The 23146-nt window shown below is 49.5% G+C and carries 21 protein-coding genes and 1 pseudogene; 13 read left to right on the top strand and 9 right to left on the bottom strand.

The genetic code is table 11. The annotated features are described in order from the left end of the window. Positions 1-94: 94 nt before the first annotated feature. The 5 genes from DW133_RS08095 to msbA form a co-directional block, all read right to left on the bottom strand. Complete coding sequence (locus tag DW133_RS08095) at positions 95-868, bottom strand: glycosyltransferase family 2 protein (RefSeq protein ID WP_118276145.1); 774 nt, start codon at positions 866-868, stop codon at positions 95-97. Between the two features lie 52 nt (positions 869-920). Further along, positions 921-1481 (bottom strand): transcription elongation factor GreB, encoded by a 561-nt coding sequence (gene greB, locus DW133_RS08090; protein WP_118276144.1) that lies wholly within the window; start codon positions 1479-1481, stop codon positions 921-923. Positions 1482-1500: 19 nt separating this feature from the next. Further along, positions 1501-3312, bottom strand: a complete 1812-nt coding sequence (locus DW133_RS08085; RefSeq protein ID WP_118276143.1) for a sulfatase-like hydrolase/transferase — start codon at positions 3310-3312, stop codon at positions 1501-1503. 14 nt (positions 3313-3326) lie between these two features. Continuing rightward, on the bottom strand, positions 3327-3848 hold the full coding sequence (locus tag DW133_RS08080; RefSeq protein ID WP_118276142.1) for a CreA family protein: 522 nt from the start codon (positions 3846-3848) through the stop codon (positions 3327-3329). Positions 3849-3920: 72 nt separating this feature from the next. Then, positions 3921-5717 (bottom strand): lipid A export permease/ATP-binding protein MsbA, encoded by a 1797-nt coding sequence (gene msbA / locus DW133_RS08075; protein WP_233542154.1) that lies wholly within the window; start codon positions 5715-5717, stop codon positions 3921-3923. A 142-nt stretch (positions 5718-5859) separates the two neighbouring features. On the opposite strand from msbA, the gene DW133_RS08070 reads away from it, so the two are divergent. The 3 genes from DW133_RS08070 to DW133_RS08060 are packed head-to-tail and all read left to right on the top strand — an operon-like array spanning position 5860 to position 8678. Beyond that, positions 5860-6780, top strand: coding sequence for a glycosyltransferase family 9 protein (locus DW133_RS08070; RefSeq protein WP_118276141.1), 921 nt, complete (start codon positions 5860-5862; stop codon positions 6778-6780). A gap of 8 nt (positions 6781-6788) precedes the next feature. Continuing rightward, positions 6789-7592 (top strand): glycosyltransferase family 2 protein, encoded by an 804-nt coding sequence (locus DW133_RS08065; protein ID WP_118276140.1) that lies wholly within the window; start codon positions 6789-6791, stop codon positions 7590-7592. Positions 7593-7631: 39 nt separating this feature from the next. Continuing rightward, the gene (locus tag DW133_RS08060) at positions 7632-8678 is read left to right on the top strand and encodes a glycosyltransferase (protein WP_118276139.1); all 1047 of its coding nucleotides are present in this window, start codon (positions 7632-7634) and stop codon (positions 8676-8678) included. A gap of 25 nt (positions 8679-8703) precedes the next feature. On the opposite strand, the gene dnaE is transcribed toward DW133_RS08060, so the two are convergent. Further along, the gene (gene dnaE, locus DW133_RS08055; protein WP_118276138.1) at positions 8704-12129 is read right to left on the bottom strand and encodes a DNA polymerase III subunit alpha; all 3426 of its coding nucleotides are present in this window, start codon (positions 12127-12129) and stop codon (positions 8704-8706) included. A 65-nt stretch (positions 12130-12194) separates the two neighbouring features. After that, the gene (ettA, locus tag DW133_RS08050) at positions 12195-13859 is read right to left on the bottom strand and encodes an energy-dependent translational throttle protein EttA (protein ID WP_118276137.1); all 1665 of its coding nucleotides are present in this window, start codon (positions 13857-13859) and stop codon (positions 12195-12197) included. 172 nt (positions 13860-14031) lie between these two features. Between ettA and DW133_RS08045 the strand changes: the two genes are divergently transcribed. From DW133_RS08045 to rfbB, 6 genes are all read left to right on the top strand, one after another. Continuing rightward, the gene (locus DW133_RS08045) at positions 14032-15510 is read left to right on the top strand and encodes a LysM peptidoglycan-binding domain-containing protein (protein WP_233542153.1); all 1479 of its coding nucleotides are present in this window, start codon (positions 14032-14034) and stop codon (positions 15508-15510) included. A 29-nt stretch (positions 15511-15539) separates the two neighbouring features. Next, positions 15540-16334 (top strand): enoyl-ACP reductase FabI, encoded by a 795-nt coding sequence (gene fabI / locus DW133_RS08040; protein WP_118276136.1) that lies wholly within the window; start codon positions 15540-15542, stop codon positions 16332-16334. Positions 16335-16472: 138 nt separating this feature from the next. After that, positions 16473-17351 carry a sugar nucleotidyltransferase gene (locus DW133_RS08035; protein ID WP_118276135.1) on the top strand — a complete coding sequence of 293 codons (879 nt, stop codon included), beginning with the start codon at positions 16473-16475 and terminating at the stop codon, positions 17349-17351. A gap of 12 nt (positions 17352-17363) precedes the next feature. Then, positions 17364-17930, top strand: coding sequence for a dTDP-4-dehydrorhamnose 3,5-epimerase (rfbC, locus tag DW133_RS08030; protein ID WP_118276134.1), 567 nt, complete (start codon positions 17364-17366; stop codon positions 17928-17930). A 6-nt stretch (positions 17931-17936) separates the two neighbouring features. Beyond that, positions 17937-18764, top strand: coding sequence for a dTDP-4-dehydrorhamnose reductase (gene rfbD, locus DW133_RS08025; protein WP_118276133.1), 828 nt, complete (start codon positions 17937-17939; stop codon positions 18762-18764). 7 nt (positions 18765-18771) lie between these two features. After that, positions 18772-19764, top strand: a complete 993-nt coding sequence (gene rfbB, locus DW133_RS08020) for a dTDP-glucose 4,6-dehydratase (RefSeq protein WP_118276152.1) — start codon at positions 18772-18774, stop codon at positions 19762-19764. An 82-nt stretch (positions 19765-19846) separates the two neighbouring features. On the opposite strand, the gene fur is transcribed toward rfbB, so the two are convergent. Beyond that, the gene (gene fur / locus DW133_RS08015; RefSeq protein WP_233542152.1) at positions 19847-20320 is read right to left on the bottom strand and encodes a ferric iron uptake transcriptional regulator; all 474 of its coding nucleotides are present in this window, start codon (positions 20318-20320) and stop codon (positions 19847-19849) included. Between the two features lie 99 nt (positions 20321-20419). On the opposite strand from fur, the gene DW133_RS08010 reads away from it, so the two are divergent. From DW133_RS08010 to DW133_RS07995, 4 genes are all read left to right on the top strand, one after another. Next, entirely contained in the window at positions 20420-20836 is a 417-nt protein-coding gene (locus DW133_RS08010) for an outer membrane protein assembly factor BamE (RefSeq protein WP_158571162.1), read from the top strand. A gap of 11 nt (positions 20837-20847) precedes the next feature. Beyond that, positions 20848-21639, top strand: a complete 792-nt coding sequence (gene dapB / locus DW133_RS08005) for a 4-hydroxy-tetrahydrodipicolinate reductase (protein WP_118276130.1) — start codon at positions 20848-20850, stop codon at positions 21637-21639. 114 nt (positions 21640-21753) lie between these two features. Then, complete coding sequence (zapB, locus tag DW133_RS08000) at positions 21754-21972, top strand: cell division protein ZapB (protein WP_118276129.1); 219 nt, start codon at positions 21754-21756, stop codon at positions 21970-21972. A gap of 38 nt (positions 21973-22010) precedes the next feature. Further along, a complete protein-coding gene (locus DW133_RS07995; protein ID WP_118276128.1) occupies positions 22011-22307 on the top strand; it encodes a cell division protein ZapA in 297 nt (98 codons plus the stop codon). A 634-nt stretch (positions 22308-22941) separates the two neighbouring features. Here the strand turns inward: DW133_RS07995 and DW133_RS10215 are convergent. After that, a pseudogene (locus DW133_RS10215) lies at positions 22942-23146 on the bottom strand (IS110 family transposase); the annotation flags it as partial.

The raw sequence follows: 23146 nt of genomic DNA, 5'->3' as shown, positions 1-23146 counted from the left end.
GTTTATTGATCCAGTTCAAACGTTATGTGGATCAGTTAACCGGGAGTTCGGGAGGTAGTGGGGGCTCCTTTCGGAGCCCCCTTTGCTTTATCAATTAAATTTTGCCACCGTGATTTTTCAGGTAGTAGTACCGTACGTACTTGGCCATTGTGTAGAAGTAGTGGTTCACAGAAAAAATGAATCCCAACTTTCCATCCAAAAAGCCCCGATTGAAAATGTAGACCTTGAAAAAAGCCCACAAGGGACGCAGCAATATATCCTTAACAAAACTGCAACTTTTTCCTTCAGCCAAATATTTTTCCGCTGCTAGCTTCGTATATTTATCAAATTTACGGAAATAGGAATCCCAAGAGCTGTATGGAAAATGAATGAGGCGTCCTTTTAGTCGTTTCGACTCATATGGTGTGACGATAGCAGGATGAACCTTCCCAACCACAGAAGCGCCATCTCTAGGCATCAACCGTAAAACCCAGTCTGGCCTGACAACACCATGAGACGCCTGCCCTGAGACAAAATGATTCTCTCGTTGAACTTCATAAGAGGCATCAATTTTCCCACTCTCAACGACATCACGAATAGTTCGTTGCAAATGAGGCGTTACACGCTCATCAGCATCGAGTAGAAAAATCCAAGGATTAGTGGTCTGTGATATTCCATACGTCTGTTGCGCTCCCCAATCCCCATTCATTGATCGCAGAAAAACCTTCGCTCCCATTTCTTCTGCAATTCTGACTGTCTGATCAACGCTACCATCGTCAATCACAACAATTTCTTGCGCAAACTCACAGCTCTCAAGGCAAGCTGTTATGTTTGCTTCCTCGTTTCGAGTGAGCAAAACAACACTTATTGGCAACTTTTTTTCAGTCATCTAACGCTCGTACAAAGAGAAGAAGAGTCACAAGAAAAACCGACAATACTCATCACTCGTACTCAACGGAAATAATCTCCAAAATCTCTACACGTGCTGGGTGATCAATCGTTGCTGGCGTCGGCAATTTGACGCTATCGCCTTCTCTTTGTTTCAGGAACACACGAGCAATCGGGCTCACCCAACTCACGTCACCATTTTCCGGATCCGCCTCGTCAATGCCAACGATACGAATCGTGTGCTCAGTCCCTGTTGTCAAATTCTCATAGGTAACCGTCGCTCCGAAAAACACCTGATCCGTAGGCGGACGTTTCGCAGGATCGACTACCTCCGCACTTTCAATTCGTTTATTCAGAAAACGTATGCGACGGTCAGTTTCTCGTAAACGTCTTTTGCCGTACTGATAGTCTCCGTTTTCAGAACGATCTCCATTGCTTGCCGCCCAACTGACCACATTTACAATGTTCGGTCGCTCAACGTTAACTAGATGTTCGCGCTCATCCAGCAGACGTCGGTAGCAAGTTGGTGTCATGTAGTTTTTTGTGTTCGCTGGGAGTCCGGGAAGCTTGACTTCTTCACCGTCTTCATCTTCCATCAATATTTCAGTTGTCATTTGTCCAACCAACCCCGCTCTATTGCCGATATTTACCGCGCATCTGTAGATAAGCCGGCACCCACTTTTTAAGTGGAGCCGCGTCAATCTCTTTCCAATCTTTAAGGCTGTGCCCTTCCAGGGCACCGCTCATTTTGATAAGTAACACATCGTCACCCGCCACGATAGCGTCCTCGTTGTAACTACCGACAAAAAAGACTTCTCTTCCTTTGGGATCAAAAAGATCCTTACCTACACTAAAGTCTTCAAGAGGATTTTGGACTGCCACTACTCTTTTCAACAGAGTGGCTCCTACATCGTATGCCGTTGTGCGGTGGTTAATTTGTTGTGCAGGCATTCCAGGCCAGGAAATCACCAGCGGAATTTTGATCTGAGCATCGGAAAAGTTTCCATTGTACCCCCAGTAGTTCAGCTTGGAGTCATTGAACTCTTCCCCGTGATCGGAAGTCACAATCACTATTGTGTCCTTCAGGCGGTCGTTCTTCTCGAGAATCTTTAGCACTCGACCAATCAGCACATCCTGCCAATAGGCAGCATTTTTATACCGATTGAAATACTCTCTCGGATCAAAGTCTGGAGAGAGTTTTAATCGATCGACCTCTAGCCAATAATCGTCGTAGGGAACGTCCAGGTCTTCAGGAAAATCCAGAGAATGCACGCTATCTAAAAACATGAAACTCATGAATTTTTTATTTGTATCGCGTTGCTCCAGCCATTTTTCGAAATCATCCACACTATCGAGATCCCGTTCTGCAACTGTCTCACCGGAGTCGGAGCCCATGCGCAAAGGTCTTACACTGGAAAAAACCGTTGCGTAGAACTCTGGACGAAGCAACGTTGCTGTCGCGAATGCAGTAATTTCGTACCCGGCTTTCTGAAAGCCTGTCACCATTGAAGATGACACATTCGTAGACAGAGCGCTTTGCCAATAAAACGGTGGAAGTCCGTAGAACAAACCGAAAACGCCGGCTCGAGTTGCATTACCTGCAGAATAATGCTCCTGAAAAACTAATGCCTGATTTTGGAGTTTTGTTAGATTAGGCATCGTCTTTGCATCTACAACATCAGCACGCAAAGAGTCGATTGCCAAAATCAACACATTGAGATCCGTTCCCTTTCCAAGGGAAAGCTCATTGAGCGGATAGTGAAAGCTGCCAACTTTCTGAGAAAGACTTAATTTCTCTTCTCCGGCTGCCACAAGTCCAAATTTAGACAAGAATGTATTTGCCCGGATAGGGTAGTAGAGGGGAATTCGCTCGGCCAAAACTGTCACCGATTTGACATTTTGGGAAACGCTGTAGGCACTTACGGCATTTACAACTAGATACCCCACCAGGATACCCACGCAGGGCAATACAGCTTTGGTAGTCACCTTCGTGCTCGCCCAGACCAATAGCATAGACACAAAGGCTAGGCAAACAACCAAAAATGCAATTTTTATCATCATGCCGGTGGAGAAGGAAAAAACCTCTCGCCCACCGACAAGGGCGAGATCAACCATCGCCCAGTTGATGTGGAAGCGATACTGTTGGTAGACAAATGTGTCCGTGACAAGCGACACCAAAAGGATGAAGGTGAGTCCAAAGGCCATCCCCCGTCCACCACAAGAACTCAAGCGTGACAGTGGCAATACCAACAAAAGTTGCAACAGAAAATGCCCAATGAAAAACACTCCTGCGGCAGCCCCGAAAACATATAGATACTGCCACCATTGGGTTCCTGGCAAACCGGTCATGTAACGCAGGGCCACGGTAGACCCGACAACTGCAAATAAAACGGCTAACCAGCCAATTTCATTTAGTTGTGTACGCAAAGCCCACTTATTGTTCATGGTTTGCTGCTGGCTCAAAAGGATTGCGTTTTCGCTGAATCACTCCGTTGCACGGTTCCCGTTTTAGGACGCGGCGTAACGTACGCCGCCGTACCCCAGAGAGGAACCGTGGAGAGACTGTGTTTGAAGCTGCCTGAGGTTTCGCGTGTCGAGTAGGAGAGATACATAAGAGTCTGGCTCTCCTCATCAAAAATACGACGAATCTTTAATGTCTTCAGAAACACACTCTTAGATTTCTCAAAAACCACTTCTCCCGTCTTGCCCTTTTTAATCCGAGCAATCATTTCCGGCGTAATTTCTCCGGTCTGACGACAACTTACCGCGCTATCGGAAGGATCTGACAAAGATAGATTTGCCTCAATGCTCGCAACGTGACAGGTCACTCCAGGCACAAGCGGATCAACAAAACTATTCAGTTTTATGTCCTTGAGCGTAAAAATGCCCAACGACACATCAGCAACCTCATTGTCAGAACAAGAGGTCAGAGCTAACGTTCCTGAAATAACCAGCGCCAATGCAAGAATTTTTTTCTTCACAACAAACTCTGTCTTCTAAAAAACAACCGTAAGCAAAAAATTTGCTCTTCAGCAGTTAGACCTATAGCTCATTTAGATGGCTACTGACATGGCTTCCTTATCAGAAGCAAACTGAATGTTGTACAAGTGCTCGTAATAGCCCTTTCTTTGCAACAACTCCTCATGCTTGCCAATTTCACAAATTTGGCCATCCTTCATGACAACAATTTTGTCAGCACCAATAATTGTGGAAAGGCGATGCGCAACAACAAAAGTTGTACGCCCTTGCATAAGTTCATCAAGCGACTTTTGAATGTATTTTTCGCTTTCCGTATCCAGAGCGCTTGTAGCTTCATCCAGAAGCAAAATCGGTGCATTTTTCAACAGTGCTCTCGCAATTGAGATACGCTGTTTTTGACCACCAGACAATCTACTGCCAGCTTCCCCAACCGAGGTATCCAATCCCCTTGGCAGGGTTTCAATAAATGGCATCAGGTAGGCTGCTCGAGCGGCTTCCTCAATCTGCTCTCGCGTCGCACTCTCATTGCCGTAGGCGATATTCGCCGCGATCGTGTCATCGAACAAAATAACATCCTGACTCACTAAAGAAATCTGGTCTCTCAAACTCTTTAGAGTCACAGAACTCTGCGCCACGCCATCGAAGTAGATTTCACCTGCTGTAGGAGTCCAGAACCGAGGTATCAGATTGATCAAGGTTGTTTTTCCTGCTCCCGAGGCTCCCACAAGAGCAACGGTCTCACCAGCCTTCACATCAAGAGAAAAATCCTTCACTGAGGGCTTTTCCGCACCGGCGTATTGGTGTGTGACACATTCAAACCGAACGTCACCACGAACTCTCTTGAGTTCATCTTCTCCCGGATCCTTCTCTTCTAGTTCATCAAGCATTTCAAAAATGCTCTCAGCAGCAACACGGACGCGAGCTGTGGCTCCGTTCAGAGACGAAAGATGACGAATAGGAGTCAGCAACAGTAGCAAAGCAGAAAGGAATGTAATGAACTCTCCCAACGTGAGCATTCCGTATTGAGATTGCAACAACGCAACGACCACTACGATACTGACAGCACACATGCTGACAAAGTGAGTCATCGGGGTACCCGCTCCAGACACTCTCTGCATTCGAAGCGAAAGTTTCCGCATGAGACCATTGGCGGTCATAAACCGTTTTTGCTCATACTCGTATGCGTCATAAATTTTGACCATTCTCTGGCCTAAGTATCCCTCTTGAACAACGCTTGTGAGCTCAGCTAGCGACTTCTGAAAACCGCTCCCATAGCTGCGGTTTTTCCTTCCCACCCACCGAATAATCAGTGCCAGAAACGGAGCTACAACAAAAGATACCAACGAGAGTTGCCAGTTGTGGTAGAAAAGGACACACAACAAAGCTGCGATCTGTAACGAGTCTCTGAAAATAGTCGCGATCAACTCAGCAGCAGCCCCCAAGGCTGTTCCCGCTTGATTGATGAATACAGAGACCACCGTCCCAGAGTTCCTTTTCTGGTAGGTAGCAGCCGGCCATTTCAGCACTCGGGAAAAGAGTTGCGTTCTAAACTGGTAAAGAATGTCCTGAGAAATTTTCTGCAAAAAAAGGGAACTGGTAAATGAAGACACCCCGTATGCCAACGAAATAACCAGTAATGATCCAGGTGCCCACCAGATCGCTGTCGGGTCTTTTTCATAAAAACCTTTGTCCGTAAGTTGTCCAACAAGTAAAGCTATCAGCGAAGAAGACCCAGCTGTCACAACCATGGCACACATTGCTATTGCGAGCCATTTTTTATACCTAAGAACGTGAGAAAAAAGGCGACGGACAGCATCCTGCTGTTTACCTGCCATAAAGTCTTGAGTGTTGTTCTCCGTGCTTTGACTCATCAAAAGGAATCCTTCGAACTATTCAGATTTCAACCGTGTGATTTTACAATGTGCCCTTGCTAGGTTGAAACAGAGGGTTGACAGTTGAAATAGACACACCCTCTTACCATCGTGTCCACTTTTCATTTTCTAGGTCCTCTTTATGCCTACCATTCTTTGCCGCCTCCCCAATCATGTTGGCGATTGTTGCATGTGCTTACCTGCCTTACGTCTTCTGGCTGCCAGTGGATTCACTCCCGCCCTGGTTGGAAAGCGCTGGGCAGAAGATTTAATGGCTGGCATGGGGTGGCGGTTTGATCCTATTGAAGGGAAGGTCACAGAAGATCTATCTCGCATCAGATACCTTGCACAGAATGCAAATGCTTCTGAGGGATTGTTGTTTCCAAACTCTTTCGGATCAGCCCTACTCTTCAAATTGGGGCGGCTCAAAACTACAGGGCTGAAGACAGATATGCGTTCCTTTATTCTGGACAATGGCATTCCTGAGCCTGGAGCCATGCATGAAGTTGAACGCTTTTTTTATGTTGCCCACGAAGCCATTAAATCTTGGGGAGCTACACCAGCCTTTGACAAAGTTCCAGAACGTCTCAGTCTTGTCTTGATGAAGAGACATGAGGCTGCGGCTAAAAATCTCATTGAGCAGTACAAGATTCCGGCAAGATTTGCTCTTCTAGCTCCCATTGCTCGCGGAAAGCATCAAGGCAAAGTGAAACACTGGGAGCATTTCAATGACATTGTCAAGCCTTTGCGGTATAAAGGCATTGAACCGATCGTCTTTCCTTCCCTTCGAGAGGAAGCATTGGCCAAAGCAGCATGTCCTGACGCAACCATCTTACCGCCCACAACGCTGGGAAACTTCGCAGCAATCGCGAAGCGAGCGGAAATCGTGATTGCAAATGATTCTGGGGTCAGCCACATTGCTGCAGCTGTCGGAGCGAAACAGATTACCCTGGTCGGAGTCACAGATTCCAAACGCACCGGGCCGTGGAATCCCGACGCCATCGTACTTGGAGTAAACGGGCGATGGCCCACTGTTGACGAAGTTATTTCTCATCTTCCATAAATGAAGTTATGGCTACCGGCTCATTAATCTCTGTCATCTGTTCCACATATAACCGCCCAGATGCCCTTGCCGCCTCATTGTTGGGCTTATTACGGCAAGCTGACACCAAGTTTGAAATAATTATCGCCGATGACGGTTCCACTCAAGAGACGCGTCAGATTGTCGACTTATATCGCACCCGAGCACCTATTCGCATACATCATGTTTGGCATGAAGATTTGGGTTTCAGGTTGGCAGCAATCCGTAATTTAGCCTTGAAATATGCCCAAGGAGAGTACATTCTCCTGCTAGATGGAGATTGCATTCCCTCTCCATACTGGATAACAAATCATAGAAAGCTAGCCGAAGATGGTTGGACTGTTTCCGGACAGCGGATTTTGACATCGCAGGACTTCTGTACTGAAATTCTAGAATCAGCAGACTTTGCAAAGAAACTTGACTGGAGTGCTTCGCATTTCAAAAGACTATCTCGTGCAGGAAAAATCAATCGTTGGCAACCCGTTTTAAATTTGGCTATAGACAGTTTCTCTTTTTGGAGAAAACTATCTCCTAAAAGGTGGCAAATGATACGAGGATGCAATTGGGGAATCTGGCGAAAAGACCTGGAGTTAGTCGATGGATTTAACGAACAAATTATCGGATGGGGGCATGAAGATGCCGACCTTGCCATTCGTCTTATGAATGCAGGCGTGAAGTTTAAATCTGGAAGTTTCGCCACATCAGTTCTGCACCTATGGCATAAAGAGGCTTCTCGTGATCATGCCAATCATAACTGGCAATTGGCAACATCCAACCTGGATGAGAAGCTTTAATCCATTGTTTGAAGCAATCCACCCTAGGCGAATTTAGTCATGATTCAAAATGAAATCGGCATAGTCTGCAACCGTCTTGCGTGCGGTGGTGGCATGGAGTCTCATGCAATCAGCATCGTCACCACACTGGCGAATCTAGGTTATACACCTGTAATTTTTACCAAAAATCACAAACCCATAGCCTCTGTTCAAAACTACGAAATCATTTCCTGTTCCACAAAAATGATTCCTAGAGCACTAGAGGACTTGTATTTTTCACATTGGTTAAAAAACAAGTTGAAGAATCGTGGTATCCAATCCTGTATTGGCTTTTGCCGTAATACTGAAAGCGATATCTTATTTTGTGGTGGTACACACCGTGGTTTTGCATCACATCGTAAACATCATCTTGTTTATGATGCAATCACCAGCAGTTTTGAAGATGCAGCCTTCCAACATGCTAAGTTCATTTTGCCGGCATCAAACTTCATTGGACAGGAGCTTCAATCCCTATACGGTATCAATCGGAAAAAGATAGTCACCGCCTATCCACCTGTCTCTGAGGATAAGTTTACGTGCTTTCCCAATCAACAGCGACTTGAGGCTCGAGCCGATCTCGGTCTCAGTCTTGACAAGACCGTCCTGCTCTTTCCTTCTGCCTCTGGTCATGAACGAAAGGGCCTTTCACTTATCCTCAAATGTATAGAGGGGATGGAAAACATTGAGCTAGCCATCGCTGGTAAACCTCCACGCTCTCTCAATTCATCAGCTATTGCCATTGGGTATCAAACAGATATGGCTAAGGCATATAACGCTGCCGATTACACCATTCTGGCTTCGTGTTATGAGCCGTTTGGTCTTGTCGGGGTAGAAAGTGTCCTCTGCGGTACTCCCGTTATCCTAGCTCAAAACATTGGCTGTACAGAAGTTATTTCAAGTGAGGCTTGTCAAACTTTTGACCTCGATAACCCCCAGCAATTACGATCTATTTTGTTAGAACTAAAACCTTCCCGACGAACCAGCAAAGATGATCTCGCCTATGATTTTTCCATACAAAAGCAAGTCGAGATGCTATTGTCTTTGTTATCGAACGGATCATCTGCCTAATAGTTCACGATAAGATCTGAACTTGTTAATACATATATCTTGCTGAGACCACACTGTCTGAATTTCTCAGTTGATTCAGCAACTGATCAGTGGGAGTATAGTTGTCCTTGAGGAACACTTCTGCTCTTAAGCCGTTTCTACTGATTGATACTTCGCAGGGGACACCACTTTTATCACCGTTCTGTCCAGAATAAAGTAGGTCTCGAATAGCATTCAAGCTTTTCCCCTCAGCAATCTCAATCATGAGCGTAGCACCCTTTTGCACTCGCATCTCTTCAATTGTGATTACTTTGTCACAAACGAAAGACATGCCTCCGCTACGCTCATCCTTGCGCCCCTTGCCGGTGAAAATGAGCATCTCATCCGGTTTGAGCATGTTCTTGTAATTTTCGTATGCTTTTGCGAATACGAGGACATCCATTGTGGTTTGCCCATCGCTTAGCGCCACAACGGCAAAGGTGCCTCGCTTACCTGCAATGGTGCGCACACTCTGCACAATGCCGGCAATAGTCTGTTGTTCGCGGCTATCTCTGACATCCTTAAACGGAATGGCAAAGTTGCGGGCTTCAACACGGTAGGAATCAAACATATCGCCCGTGAGGCAGAAGCCGAAGGCATCTCGCTCAAGCGTATAGAGCGTCCGGTCATCCCAGCGCTCAGCCTTTTTCCAATTGACGATACGTTCGTCTTCACCGTTTTCATCAGCAAAGAGACTCGCCTGTCCAATTGATGCTGCCACAGCCTGCCCAGCCTGAATGGCGTTCTCGACATTACCGAAGAGCTTCCCTCGATCCTTATCCAACGAGTCGAAAGCTCCCGCCTTGATGAGTTGTTCCAGGACCTTTCGGTTCATGGAATGCACACGAGCAGCAACGTCGAAAATATCCAAGAACGGACCGTTCAACAGTCGCTCGTGAAGCAAATCTTCGACAATATTCTGTCCGACCCCCTTAATGGCACCAAGACCAAAACGAACCGTCTTTTCGTCAGGTACGGTAAAAAACCACTCGCTGATGTTGATGTCTGGTTGCAAAACCGTCACACCCATTTCGCGAGCGTCTTCCACCAGTTCTCGCATCTTTTCCCCTTGGTTCATCACCAGACACATGTTGCCTGCAATAAAGCAGGCAGTGTGATGTACCTTTAGGTAAGCCGTCTGCCAAGCGACGTATGAGTATGCAGCCGCATGCGACTTGTTGAAGCCGTAACCCGCAAATTTCTCCATCAAGTCGAAAATTTCGGTTGCCGTTTCTGCAGTGACGCCTCGTTCGGCCGCACCTTGAATGAAGACGGCACGCTGCCGCTTCATTTCTTCGACATTCTTCTTACCCATTGCACGACGCAAAAGGTCAGCGCCGCCCAGCGAATAGCCCCCGATGGCTCGTGCGACCAGCATCACCTGTTCCTGATAAACCATGATGCCGTAGGTTTCACGAAGAATCGGCTCCATACGGGGATCGAGATACTCCACCTTTTCTCGCCCGAACTTACGGTCAATAAAGTGAGGAATCTGATCCATCGGACCGGGACGATAAAGTGCATTCAGGGCGACAAGATCTTCCAAACAGTCAGGCTTTGCTTGCCGCAACTGTTCGCGCATACCGTCCGATTCAAACTGGAACACTGCTCCAGTATTCCCCTGTTGAAACAGTTCCAGCGTTTTCTTGTCGTCTGTCGGAATACGCGACAGATCAAACTTGGTGCCGGGATTTAGTCGATCAATGTACTCCGCGGCCTTCGTCAGAATTGTGAGTGTGGTCAGCCCCAGGAAGTCGAACTTCACAAGGCCTACGTTTTCAATGTCTTTTTTATCGAACTGACTGACCGTATTTTCGGGCTTGCCGTCTGCGTTATAGAGCGGGCAGAAATCCGTCAGCTTGCTCGGCGCAATCAGAACGCCGCCCGCGTGCATACCCAGGTTGCGAGTCAAGCCCTCGAGTTTTTGAGCGTAGCTCATCAACTCGACATAATCCTCCCTCTCGGCCATTTCCTTAAACACAGGTTCCATCTCGGCTGCTTTTGCGAGCGTCACATCAAGCCCCGGCTTTTGAGGGATCAATTTGGCCAGTTCGTCAACCTTTTTGTAGTTCATATTGAGCACACGGCCAACGTCTCGAACCACGGCCTTTGCGCCCATGGCACCGAATGTGACGATCTGGCTCACTGCATCCACACCATAGGTACGCTTCACGTACTCAATGGTGCGATCACGGTTGTGCTGACAGAAGTCAACGTCAAAGTCAGGCATCGAAACGCGTTCTGGATTCAGGAAGCGTTCGAACAGCAATCCATAGTGCAACGGATCCAAATCCGTAATGCCCAACGCATAGGCCACAAGAGAACCTGCACCGGACCCGCGGCCTGGCCCCACTGCTACACCGTTTCGTTTGGACCAATTGATAAAGTCCTGCACGATGAGGAAGTAGCCGGGAAACTTCATGGACGAGATTGTCTTGAGCTCGTAGTCCAAGCGTTCGATGTATTCCGGGCGGCGAGCATCTCGCTCCGCCTTGTCCGGATATAAAAACTCAAGACGGCGCTCCAAGCCCTCATGCGAGAGCTGCACCATATATTCGTCGAGCGACACGCCTTCCGGGGTCGGGAATAGCGGTAGCTGGGGTTTTTGCAAAACCCCGTCCAAGTTGCAGCGTTGGGCAATCACCACCGTGTTGTCGATTGCCTGAGGAATATCGGCAAAGAGCGCCCTCATCTCCTCTTCGGTCTTCAGATACTGCTCTTCCGTATAAAGCTTCGGACGATGGGGATCCGCCAACACGTATCCACCGGCAATGCAACAGCGCACTTCATGAGCATTGAAATCTTCTCGATGCAGGAACTGCACCGGGTGTGTTGCCACGACAGGCAATCCCGTCTCGACAGCCAACTCGGCAATATGCGCCACTACCGCTTCATCGTTTTTTCGGCCTGCTCGTTGCACTTCTAAATAGAACCGCCCCGGGAAAGCTGCGTGCAGCTGTTCAAGAGCCGCTTTAGCTTCAACCTTATTATCCTCGAGCAAATGCTGCTCAATCACCCCTTGAGGACCTCCGGAAAGACAGATGAGTCCCTTGCAATTTTCAGGAGTCAACCACTCCAGTCTGACTTCCCCGCGTCCCAAGTACTGGTTTTCCATCCAGCCTCGGGAAAGAAGCTCACAGAGCGACAAATAACCTTCGTGATTTTGGCAATAGACTGTCAGGCGATACGGATTGTCCCGTTTGCCGTGCACCGCATTCGAGATCCACAGATCACACCCGACGATCGGTTTAATGCCGTCAGCTATTGCATGCGAATAGAAACGCAGGGCTCCGAACAAGTTCATCGAGTCGGTAATACCTAAAGCAACGCCTCCCTGCTGCATCACTTTTTCAAGGATGGGGTCGAGACGCACGATACCGTCTTGGATGGAATATTCGGAGTGAAAACGCAGATGAACGAAGTTGGCGGACATAGCTTATGCATGAGGACAAGCCGGCGCATTCCCGTATGGAAATGCGCCGGAGGACAGAACATGACTTAGTGCTTGAGAGGCTTGAAGCGAATACGGTGAGGACGCGCTGCTTCTTCACCTAAGCGCTTTCTCTTGTCGGCTTCGTATTCGTTGTAGTTGCCGTCAAAGAACACAACCTTACTGTCGCCTTCAAACGCCAGGATATGCGTGGCAATTCTGTCAAGGAACCAACGGTCGTGCGAGGTCACCAACGCGCAACCAGCAAATTCCAACAACGCTTCTTCCAAAGCTCGCAGGGTCTCAACGTCCAAGTCGTTCGAGGGTTCGTCAAGCAACAGAACGTTGCCGCCCTTGAGCAGAGTTGCTGCCAGGTGCAAGCGACCGCGCTCACCGCCCGAAAGAACGCCCACAGTCTTCTGCTGATCGCCGCCCTTGAAATTAAAGCGACCGAGATAGGCACGCGAGCTCATCTCAAACTTGCCGACCTGCAAAATGTCGAGACCGCCCGAAATCGCCCCAAACACAGTCTTATCGTTGGGTAATCCCTCACGAGTCTGATCCACGGCAGCGATCTTGACCGTGTCACCCAGAACAATCGAACCTGAATCCGGCTGTTCCTTCCCCGTAATCATCTTAAAGAGCGTTGACTTACCGGCACCGTTGGGACCGATAACGCCCACGATAGCTCCGGGCGGAATCGTGAACGACAAGTCGTCAATCAACAGACGGTCGCCAAAGCCCTTGCTGACATTGTGAAACTCAATGACCTTATTACCGAGACGATCGGCCACCGGGATAAAGATTTCATTGGTTTCGTTACGACTCTGATACTCAAAGCTCGAAAGCTCTTCGAAACGATTCAAGCGAGCTTTAGCCTTTGCCTGACGTCCCTTGGGATTCTGGCGCACCCATTCCAATTCATGTTTGATGGCCTTGGCGCGAGATTCCTGCTGACGCTTTTCCTGTTCCAGACGTTTTTCCTTCTGGTCAAGCCAAGAAGAATAGTTACCCTTCCAGGGAATGCCTTCACCGCGGTCAAGTTCAAGGATCCATTCGGCTGCGTTATCCAAGAAGTAACGATCGTGGGTAACGGCAACAACCGTTCCCGGAAAACGATGCAGGAACTGCTCCAACCATTCAACGCTTTCAGCGTCCAGATGGTTGGTCGGTTCATCCAACAACAGCATATCCGGACGAGATAACAACAGACGGCACAGAGCCACACGGCGTTTTTCACCGCCGGACAAATGTCCTATCTTGGCTTCCCACGGCGGCAAGCGCAGAGCATCTGCTGCAATTTCCATCTGCGTCGAAGCATCCGTACCGGCGGCGGCAATGATGGCTTCCAGACGAGCCTGCTCGGCTGCCAGTGCATCAAAGTCTGCATCCGGTTCGGCATAAGCCGCGTACACAGCATCAAGCTTGGCCTGAGCCTGCATCACTTCGCCCATGCCTTCTTCCACAGCCTGACGAACCGTTGCTTCAGGATCAAGCTGCGGTTCCTGCGGCAAATAACCAATCTTGAGATCGTTCTGCCACGTAATTTCGCCATCGATGTCTTTATCGACACCGGCCATAATCTTCAACAGCGTCGATTTACCGGCACCATTGAGCCCCAGAACGCCGATCTTGGCCCCTGGGAAAAACGACAAAGAAATATCTTTGAGGATGAATCGCTTGGGGGGAACCACCTTGGCCACGCGATTCATGGTCATGACATATTGAGCCATTTGTCCTGATCTTTGATTGAAAATGGAAAATAGAACGTAGAATTATGCCCGTGCCATGCATAGCACACAAACAGAAATGTACGCTTTTCAAGCTACAATTTTGCCTTTTCGAGTCGCTTCCCGTCTCACCTTTCTTTTTTCTCTCGCATTCATGGTGTCTTTGCGCAATTTTTTGATTTGCTTCGTAACCGGCATTTGCTTTGCCGGCTCCGTGGCGTGCGCAGAAACACCTGCGGCTACGGAAGCGCGGCAAGCCGATGATTTACCCGCTACGGAAGCTGAAGTATCTCCTCCCGTTGACATCTGGGATCGTATCCGCCGCGGATACGCTATGCCGGAACTTAAGAACAGCCGCGTAAAAACATCGTTAAGAAGCTACAGTCGTAATCCGCGTCACATCGAGCGTGTTTTTGAGCGTGCCGGCAAATATCTCTATCACATCGTCGACGAGATTGAGCAAAGAGGATTACCCACCGAGCTTGCGCTCTTGCCATTCGTAGAAAGTGCTTTCCAACCCGAAGCTCTCTCTCACGCCAAAGCTTCCGGCCTCTGGCAGTTCATGCCTCAGACCGGCAACATCTATTCGCTTCAACAGAATTTCTGGAAGGACGAGCGCAGAGACGTACTGCAGAGTACGCGTGCAGCTTTGGACTACCTCGAAAAGCTTTATCAACAGTTTGGAGACTGGCACCTGGCGCTTGCCGCCTACAACTGGGGCGAAGGCAGTGTTTCGCGTGCCATTCGCAGAGCAAAAGCTCGTGGACGCAAAGCGGACTACGCGCACCTGCGGATGCCCCGTGAAACGGCCTACTACGTACCAAGACTGGAAGCAATCCGTCAAATCGTTGCTGATCCTGAAAAGTACGGCATCAATCTGCCTGAAATTGAAAACGCACCTTATTTTGTTCGTGTCACAAAGAGTCGCGACATTGACATGAAGACGGCCGCAGAGCTTGCCGAAATGGATCCCAACGAATTTCGGATGCTCAATCCCGGTTTCAATCTGCCCGTGATCGTTGCAAGCCACAACTCAGTCATGTTGCTTCCGATGGAAAATCTGGAAGTCTTCATGGACAACCTCGCGAGTTGGGTCAACACAGGAAAGCCACTGTCAAGCTGGGTGCTCTATCACCTTAAAGAAGGCGAAACACTTGCAGACGTTGCGTTGAAATCTGGTATGACCGAAGAAGAGCTTCGGCGCGTCAACCGCATCCCGAAAGGCCGCAAAGTGCTCGCTGGTTCTGCTTTGCTTGTTGACGCCAACGGACAACTTGCGCCGGCAATCGCGCAGGAAGAACTCAACGCCGGACTCAAACTTTCGGCTCCGGAAGTGCGCCGCGTGGTCTACCGCGTGCGCCGGGGCGACTCCATCTACACCATCGCCAAGAAATACGGCATCACACAGCGCTCGATTCGTCGCACGAACAATTTGCGCAGCTCCCGACTGCGCATCGGGCAGCGCCTCGTGCTCGTAATTCCGCCGCGTGCAAATACGCAGCCGCCACCAGGGAAGAACGTACACGTTGTCAGACGCGGAGAGACACTTTTTTCAATTGCAAAAAAGTACAGTACCAGTGTCTCTAAAATCCGTATCATCAACAATTTGAGAACAACTCGAATCTCAATCGGACAACGGTTGAAGATTCGCTAAAAACAAAAATCCTTACCGAGGAATAAATCATGGGATTTCTGCAAGGCAAGAAACTTTTGATCACGGGCGTGTTGTCGAACCGTTCGATCGCTTACGGCATTGCCCGAGCCTGCCACCGCGAAGGAGCCGAGCTCGCCTTTACCTACGTTGGCGAACGCTTCCACGACCGTATCGTTGAATTTGCCAAAGAATTCGGCAGCGACATCTGCCTTGAAATGGATGTCACCAAAGATGATCAGATCGCCAATGTGATGGGTGAACTGAAGGAACGTTGGGGCGGTCTGGACGGCTTTGTGCATTCCATCGGGTTTGCTCCGCGTGAATGCATTGCAGGCGACTACCTTGATGGCGTCGGCCGCGAATCCTTCCGCACAGCCATGGAAATCTCCGCGCTGTCTTACCCGGTGTTGGCCAAGGCAGCATTGCCCCTGATGGAAGGTCGTGCCGCTTCGATCCTGGCTCTCACCTACATCGGCAGTGAACGCACCGTTCCCAACTACAACACGATGGGCGTTTGCAAGGCTGCTCTGGAAGCCTCCACCCGATATCTGGCAGGAAGCCTCGGCCCCAAGGGTATTCGTGCCAATGCCATTAGCTCCGGTCCGATCAAAACGCTGGCCGCCTCCGGCATTCAGAACTTCTCGAAAATCCTGACCTACATGGAACACTCCGCTCCGTTGCGCCGTACGGTCACGATTGATGAAGTCGGCAATACTGCCGCCTTCCTTCTCTCGGATCTGGCAAGCGGCATTACGGGCAATGTGGCCTATGTCGATGCAGGCTTCCACAGCGTCGGCGTGAGCCCTGTACTGGTGGAAGAATAAGAATCCCTCTAGAATTTGAAACAGGATCAGGGTGTTGTGTGAGCATCTTCATGCAACACCTTTTTTCTATCTCTTTTTTGTGCGCATTCATATACTTGTGTGCAAACTTCCTCAATAAGCTTTTAAACGAGCGTCGAAATGAAAGGTATCGTTTTAGCCGGTGGCAGCGGCAGTCGTCTCGCCCCACTCACGAATACAACCTCCAAGCAGCTCCTCCCAGTATATGACAAGCCCATGGTGTACTACCCATTGGCGACACTGATGGATCTCGGGATTAAGGAAGTTCTTATCATTTCAACGCCTCGAGACCTTCCCAATATTGAAGCTTTGTTCGGAGATGGTAATCAATTCGGTCTTACCATCACTTACCGGATTCAGTCTGCTCCGAATGGAATTGCGGAGTGTTTCCTAATCGCTGATGATTTCATTGATGAGCCTGTTTGCTTGATTCTCGGCGACAACATCTTCATTCTTCGTGAAGAGCTATTGCAATTGCGCCGGTTTGTTCAGGAACCTCTCGATACTGCCGCAATTTTGCTCTGTCAGGTGCAAGATCCCGAGCGATTCGGCGTTGCGAATTGCGATGAGAAGGGGCGAGTAGTAAAGCTTGAAGAGAAACCCTGTACTCCAACCTCAAATCTGGCTTCTGTGGGTCTGTACTTTTATCCCGCGGACGTTCTGGACAAAGCTCGCCAGTTAAAACCCTCTGCACGAGGCGAGTTGGAAATCACCGACCTCAATAACATCTACCTTCAGGAAAATCGTCTCAACGCGCTTCGCATGACCGAGTCGTCCCTGTGGTTGGATGCGGGAACCCCAGATTCTCTCCTTCAAGCCTCGGTAGAAGTTGAACATGAAATCCGTGAGCACGGCAATCCTGTCGGCTATCTTGAAGTGTTGGCATTACGACGCGGGTTGATTAGCGAGACAAGCTTTGAGGCTCTTGTCACTTCACTGAAGCCTGGTACTCCCTATCGAGAAAAACTGCGTCAGTTAGCCTTTGGCCGAGATGCCTAACGGAGTTCTTTCATGGAAAAAAAAGAAACAGCAATCCCCGGCGTGTTCGTGCTGGCGCCCCGTGTGTTTGGAGATTCCCGCGGTTGGTTCTATGAGTCATACAATGCCAAAGTGTTTTCGGGACTTGGCATTTGTGCGAATTTTGTCCAAGACAACGAATCTTTTTCTTGCTATGGCGTACTCAGGGGGCTTCACTTCCAAAAAGGCGAATTTGCTCAAGCAAAGCTTGTTCGTGTTTTAGCTGGTCGAGTGTTGGATGTAGCTGTTGACATCCGCGCAGGTTCCCCAACATTTGGCAAACACGTGGCTGTTGAGCTTTCTGCTGAAAACAAGCGCCAGCTGTTTGTCCCCCGTGGGTTTGCACACGGTTTCGCTGTTCTGTCAGACACCGCACACTTTGCGTACAAGTGCGACAACTTCTACGCTCCGCAAAGTGAAGGCTCTATCTTCGCTCTTGACGAGTCTCTTGGCATTGATTGGCAGCTTCCTCGAGAGGTTTGCCGATTCTCCGATAAAGACCTTTCTGCCGCATCTTGGGAAACGTACTGCAGTTCCCCCATGTTCCGATTTGAGGAGTAGCCGATCATGCTGCTCATCACTGGAGCAAACGGACAATTAGGAAAAGCAGTTGTTGAACAGTGCCTGCGTCAAGGCATTCCGTTTTATCCTGTCACCAAATCCGAACTTGATATCACTTGTGCGTCAAGCGTAAACAGACTTGTTTCCGAACAAAAGTTCAACTGCATCATTAACTGCGCGGCTTATACGGCCGTTGATGCAGCAGAAACTGACGTTGCCAATGCCTACACCGTCAATGCATTCGGTCCATGGGTGTTAGCCTCCACCGGAGTGCCGATTATTCATGTTTCTACGGATTACGTGTTTGACGGTACAGCGGTTTCCCCTTACGAAACGAATGACCTCACACGACCGTTATCCGTCTATGGCTTGAGTAAACGCGCCGGGGAAGTCTCTCTTTTGGAAGGGCAATTCAACGGGGCCATTATTCGCACCGCTTGGGTCTACTCCAAAGCCGCTGAGTCACGCAACTTCTTTAATACGATTTCGAAACTTGCTTCGGAGCGCGATTCCTTACGAGTGGTCAGCGATCAAACCGGTGCTCCAACAAGGGTCGAAGATCTTGCTCTGGCCTTGCTCTCTCTCTACAAGCAAGGCTCGCACAAACAACCGATGCATATTGTCCACTTTACCAATGCTGGACAATGCTCTTGGTATGACTTCGCTTGCGAAATTGTGAAAACAACAGGCAGTTCCTGCTCTGTTATTCCCATCACCACTGCAGACTATCCGGCAAAAGCCGTACGTCCTGCTTACAGCGTACTTTCCCTGAAGTCTCTTGAACCCTACGGAGTCAAGCCTCGTTTCTGGCTTGATGCTCTTAGCGATGAGTAACAAATTGATGTTTGAAAAATCTATCCTTGTAACCGGTGGTGCGGGCTTTATCGGCGCCAATTTTGTCAGCCATTTTGCCAAATCCTATCCCCACTACCGAATCATTGATCTGGACGCTCTCACCTATGCAGCCCACTCTGCTGTTTTCGAGTTGCAAGCTCAAATGGACAATGTCGTTCCCGTCCGGGGCAATATTTGCGATGCGGCGCTGATCCGACAGCTGTTACGTCAGTACGCCATTACCGGTGTCATCCACTTTGCCGCTGAAAGTCATGTTGACAACTCAATCGCAAATCCGTTGATTTTCGTGGAAACAAATGTCAACGGGACAGCTAACCTTCTGAATGAGTGCCTCAACTACTGGCAGGAAATCAACTGCATGGAGTCTGCTCGTTTCCACCACATTTCAACCGATGAGGTATACGGCAGTCTTGGTGCCGAAGGCTTCTTCACGGAAGAAACCCCTTACGCGCCTAACAGCCCTTATTCCGCCAGTAAAGCCTCTTCTGACTTGTTGGTTCGTGCCTACACCCACACATATGGGTTAAACACAACGATTTCCAACTGTTCCAACAATTACGGCCCCTGGCAACACAGCGAAAAATTCATTCCTACCATCATCCGCAAATGTTTAGCTCATGAGCCCATTCCCGTCTACGGTAAGGGACTCAACATTCGCGACTGGCTGTGGGTAGGGGATCACTGCCAAGCTATTGACCTGATCTTTCACAAAGGCAAAGTCGGTGAAAGCTATAACGTTGGAGGACACAACGAGAGAACCAACCTGCAAATTGTCGACACGGTCTGCAACGTTCTCAACGAACTGCGTCCCTGGAGCGGACATGACTATAACGAACTACTCAGCTTCGTGAATGATCGTCCCGGTCATGATTTCCGATACGCGATTGATCCCTCCAAGATCTCGAAAGAACTGGGTTGGACCTCGCAAACCACTTTTGAACAAGGAATCCGTCAGACTGTTCAGTGGTACTTGCAATAGTTGATAGTCCCTGAAAGAGAAAACCGAGCTTGAGCAATGGTCACTCCAGCTCGGCTGTTTCTTTGGCTTGAGAAACAAGCGGCTACTTACGACGCACTTTTTCTTTCTTGCGGCAATCTTCGCAAATGCCGTAGAGTGAAAGAGAGTGCCCTTCAAGTTCAAATCCAAGACGTACGGCAATCTGTTTCTGGCGCTTTTCGATTTCTTTGTCAACAAACTCTTCGACGCGGCCGCAACGGGTGCAAACAATGTGATCGTGATGCGCCCCGTCATCCATCTCATAGCTAGCGCGGTCATTGCCGAAATAGTGGCGAACGATGAGACCTGCCGCTTCGAACTGGGTTAGAACGCGATAAACGGTAGCCAAACCCACCTCGATGTTCTCTGCAACTAGCTGCTTGTAGATGTCTTCTGCAGTCAAGTGTCGCACAGCTCCAGCTTCCTGAGCTTTTTGGAAAAGCTCCAGAATGCGCATGCGCGGCGCGGTTGCTTTAAGCCCCACATTTTTGAGTTCCTGTTCGGGCTCAAGCATCTCATGTTCATTATTTACGCTCATTGGCTATCCTCAAGAGGCTCATTTCAATCCGATACTCGCTATCATAACGGGAAGTTTTCAATTTACGAATTTCGAGGCGTTTTCTCGACTGTTTTTCTCATGTCCTTGCGCACACTTCTTATCACCGCTCCTCTTGCCGTCGGTTTGATCGCGCTGTCCGGCTGCAATTTCAACAGTTACGTCTACCGTACCGATGTCCACCAAGGCAATTTGGTCACCAAGGAAATGATTGACCAGCTTCAGGTCGGCATGGCTCGTCAGCAAGTTCTCTTTCTGATGGGGGAACCGCTCATCGAAAGTCAGTTCCACCGTAATCGCTGGGACTACACCTACTATCTGAACCCGCGTTACGGCGACATTCAGATGCGCCGCGTCACGCTCTACTTTGATGAACAAGACATCCTCACCAAGATTGAAGCGGGTCCCGTTCCAACCGAAAAGCAGGCTGACGAAATGATTCTCGGCCGCGAAACGGACTTCGCTCCGACGCCTCTCGTGCGTCCTGAAGATCAGTAAGGAGTCAAACCGTGAAAATCGCTGTTTCCGGCGCAACCGGTCGCATGGGCAAGCTCATCATTGAGGCCGTTCTCTATAGCGATGACCTTGAACTCGCAGCTGCCGTCACAGCTCCCGGAGTTCCCAAAATCGGCACGGATGCCGGTGCGGCAATCGGCAAAACGACCGGGATTTTGATTTCGGACAACGTTCAGGACCTTGCCAAAGCCGATGTTTTGATCGACTTTACGCGTCCCCAGGCTACGCTTGCCTATCTGCCATTCTGCATTACTCACAATATCGGCGTCGTGATCGGCACGACCGGCTTTGACACGCAAGGCAAAGAGAGAATTGCTGAAGCAGCCAAGTCTGTTCCCGTCGTATTCGCGCCCAACATGAGCGTCGGTGTCAATTCCGTTTTGAAGCTTTTGGAAATTGCGGGCGCCTTGCTCTCGCAATACGACTGTGAAATCGTTGAAATGCACCACAAACACAAGGTGGATGCGCCTTCCGGCACGGCTCTTGAAATGGGGCGACGTGTGGCACAGGGACGCGGCGTTGATTTCGATTCGGTTGCAGTTCTCAGTCGAGAAGGACATACCGGTGAACGTCCCGATGGAGCCATCGGCTTTGCTGCCCTGCGCGGCGGGGACGTTGTCGGTGACCATACCGTGATTTTTGCCGGCCCCGGTGAACTCATTGAGATCAGCCATAAATCGGGTTCGCGTGCAGGCTACGCACAAGGTGCCGTAACAGCTGCGCGCTTCCTGAAAGACAAACCCAACGGACTTTTTTCTATGTCCGACGTACTCGGATTCAACTGAATTTGTTTTTCCGCGTAAAAAGCCGCGCAGACAAACGCGTTGAGTGGCAAAATTCGCAGGCAAACTTTTCCTAGGTGCGCAATAAACACTGCGCGTGCTCTAACGAGGTAACAAATGAACGACCAGCTTGACAAACTTGAATCTTCCGTCGCCCGCCTTGTGCAGGCCTACAATGAAATGAAGGCTGAAAACGTAGCCCTCAAGGCTCAGCTTGCAGACAAGACCGCCGCCGTCGAACTGCTCGAGGAAGAAGCTGCCGCCGTACGCAGCCGTATCGATTCGCTGATCGTCTCTCTGACGGCCGACCAGCAGACGGAACAGCCCTCTGCTTAATCGGAACATTGTCGGGTAGAAAATCGGAGTCATAAAGCATGCCACGCATCAAACTCACCATCTTGGATCGCGAGTATCCTTTCGAGGTTTCTGAGGAGGACGTTGAGAATCTACGTAGCGCCGCCGAAATCCTCAATACGCGTGCATCTCAAGTACGCTCGGCCAATCGTTCGCTAACCCCTGAACGCGTTGCCGTGATGGCGTCGTTGCAGATCGCTTTTGACTCCATTACCGGTCGTCTCGGTCAGGTCCCCGTCGATGAAGCAACCGTTTCGCGTGTTGCCGCGCTTCGCATGAAGTGCGATGAAGCTCTGGATCCCGCACTCGAAAGTTGATTTTTCCCAGCTTTTGTGTAAATGTTCCCCGAAAGGCCGCTGAACACAAGCGGCCTTTCCTTATGTCCTCAGGAGTCAATAGCAGGAAACGCACCTCCTTGACTTAAATCAAACTCCATTTTCTTATCCGACGACAAAGCATCCAACGATAGTGCGATTAAGGCCGCCCAATGGCGATTCATCGTGCGTGGAAACGCCCGTGGAATAAGGTGCAGCGGCGTGTTGCCTCATCTCTCGGTTTGGTTTGCTATCAAGTTGCCGAAACCTGCCTGACTTCTTTTGTCGGGGCGCAAAAGCCCTTGCCAGTGCGTGGGTGCATTGGCAAAAACTTTTACTAACCGAGCTGAACTTACTGTCTGTTCGTGGTGCCCGACGTCGTCAACCGTCTCAAAGTTCGTTACGTGATCAACTGAAGAAAGTGTTGAACGTTCTTATTCGACCTTTTTATCGTCATGACCGCATCAGCGAATGCGGCACTTCTGACGTGGCCATGATGGGGATCCGGACCTCTGCTCCTTTGTTTGCTCGCGACGCAAAAATACGTCAAATCTCCCACAGGTTTAGCAGAGGCCGGCGTAACCAGTTTTTACATCATTGAGCTTGGATCAATCACGGCGAGCATTTCGTCTTTCTCCTATGCTGCCGTCACGGGCATCCTTCTCCAATCCTGTCTCTTGCTTGCCACCGCCCAGCACTGGCGTGCCATGCGGTTGGCGATGGCAACCATTGCCACCTTCTTGGGTTTCTTTGCCAAAATGTTTTTCACCCAGTCTGTCCGGCATTTCAACCTGGCCACTGCATGGGCTCCCTGCACCAACACGGCTCTCAGAGCTTTATCA

Origin of the sequence: Sutterella sp. AM11-39 (genome assembly GCF_003472385.1) — a bacterium.
Classification (GTDB): domain Bacteria; phylum Pseudomonadota; class Gammaproteobacteria; order Burkholderiales; family Burkholderiaceae_F; genus Duodenibacillus; species Duodenibacillus intestinigallinarum.
This window is presented reverse-complemented; position numbering and strand designations above follow the sequence as displayed.

Bases quoted from the DNA above. Each gene is read 5' to 3' on its own strand.
- DW133_RS08095 (WP_118276145.1), bottom strand. From the start codon at position 868: ATGACTGAAAAAAAGTTGCCAATAAGTGTTGTTTTGCTCACTCGAAAC.
- greB (WP_118276144.1), bottom strand. From the start codon at position 1,481: ATGACAACTGAAATATTGATGGAAGATGAAGACGGTGAAGAAGTCAAG.
- DW133_RS08085 (WP_118276143.1), bottom strand. From the start codon at position 3,312: ATGAACAATAAGTGGGCTTTGCGTACACAACTAAATGAAATTGGCTGG.
- msbA (WP_233542154.1), bottom strand. From the start codon at position 5,717: ATGAGTCAAAGCACGGAGAACAACACTCAAGACTTTATGGCAGGTAAA.
- DW133_RS08070 (WP_118276141.1), top strand. From the start codon at position 5,860: ATGCCTACCATTCTTTGCCGCCTCCCCAATCATGTTGGCGATTGTTGC.
- DW133_RS08065 (WP_118276140.1), top strand. From the start codon at position 6,789: ATGGCTACCGGCTCATTAATCTCTGTCATCTGTTCCACATATAACCGC.
- DW133_RS08060 (WP_118276139.1), top strand. From the start codon at position 7,632: ATGATTCAAAATGAAATCGGCATAGTCTGCAACCGTCTTGCGTGCGGT.
- dnaE (WP_118276138.1), bottom strand. From the start codon at position 12,129: ATGTCCGCCAACTTCGTTCATCTGCGTTTTCACTCCGAATATTCCATC.
- ettA (WP_118276137.1), bottom strand. From the start codon at position 13,859: ATGGCTCAATATGTCATGACCATGAATCGCGTGGCCAAGGTGGTTCCC.
- fabI (WP_118276136.1), top strand. From the start codon at position 15,540: ATGGGATTTCTGCAAGGCAAGAAACTTTTGATCACGGGCGTGTTGTCG.
- DW133_RS08035 (WP_118276135.1), top strand. From the start codon at position 16,473: ATGAAAGGTATCGTTTTAGCCGGTGGCAGCGGCAGTCGTCTCGCCCCA.
- rfbC (WP_118276134.1), top strand. From the start codon at position 17,364: ATGGAAAAAAAAGAAACAGCAATCCCCGGCGTGTTCGTGCTGGCGCCC.
- rfbD (WP_118276133.1), top strand. From the start codon at position 17,937: ATGCTGCTCATCACTGGAGCAAACGGACAATTAGGAAAAGCAGTTGTT.
- rfbB (WP_118276152.1), top strand. From the start codon at position 18,772: ATGTTTGAAAAATCTATCCTTGTAACCGGTGGTGCGGGCTTTATCGGC.
- fur (WP_233542152.1), bottom strand. From the start codon at position 20,320: ATGAGCGTAAATAATGAACATGAGATGCTTGAGCCCGAACAGGAACTC.
- DW133_RS08010 (WP_158571162.1), top strand. From the start codon at position 20,420: ATGTCCTTGCGCACACTTCTTATCACCGCTCCTCTTGCCGTCGGTTTG.
- zapB (WP_118276129.1), top strand. From the start codon at position 21,754: ATGAACGACCAGCTTGACAAACTTGAATCTTCCGTCGCCCGCCTTGTG.
- DW133_RS07995 (WP_118276128.1), top strand. From the start codon at position 22,011: ATGCCACGCATCAAACTCACCATCTTGGATCGCGAGTATCCTTTCGAG.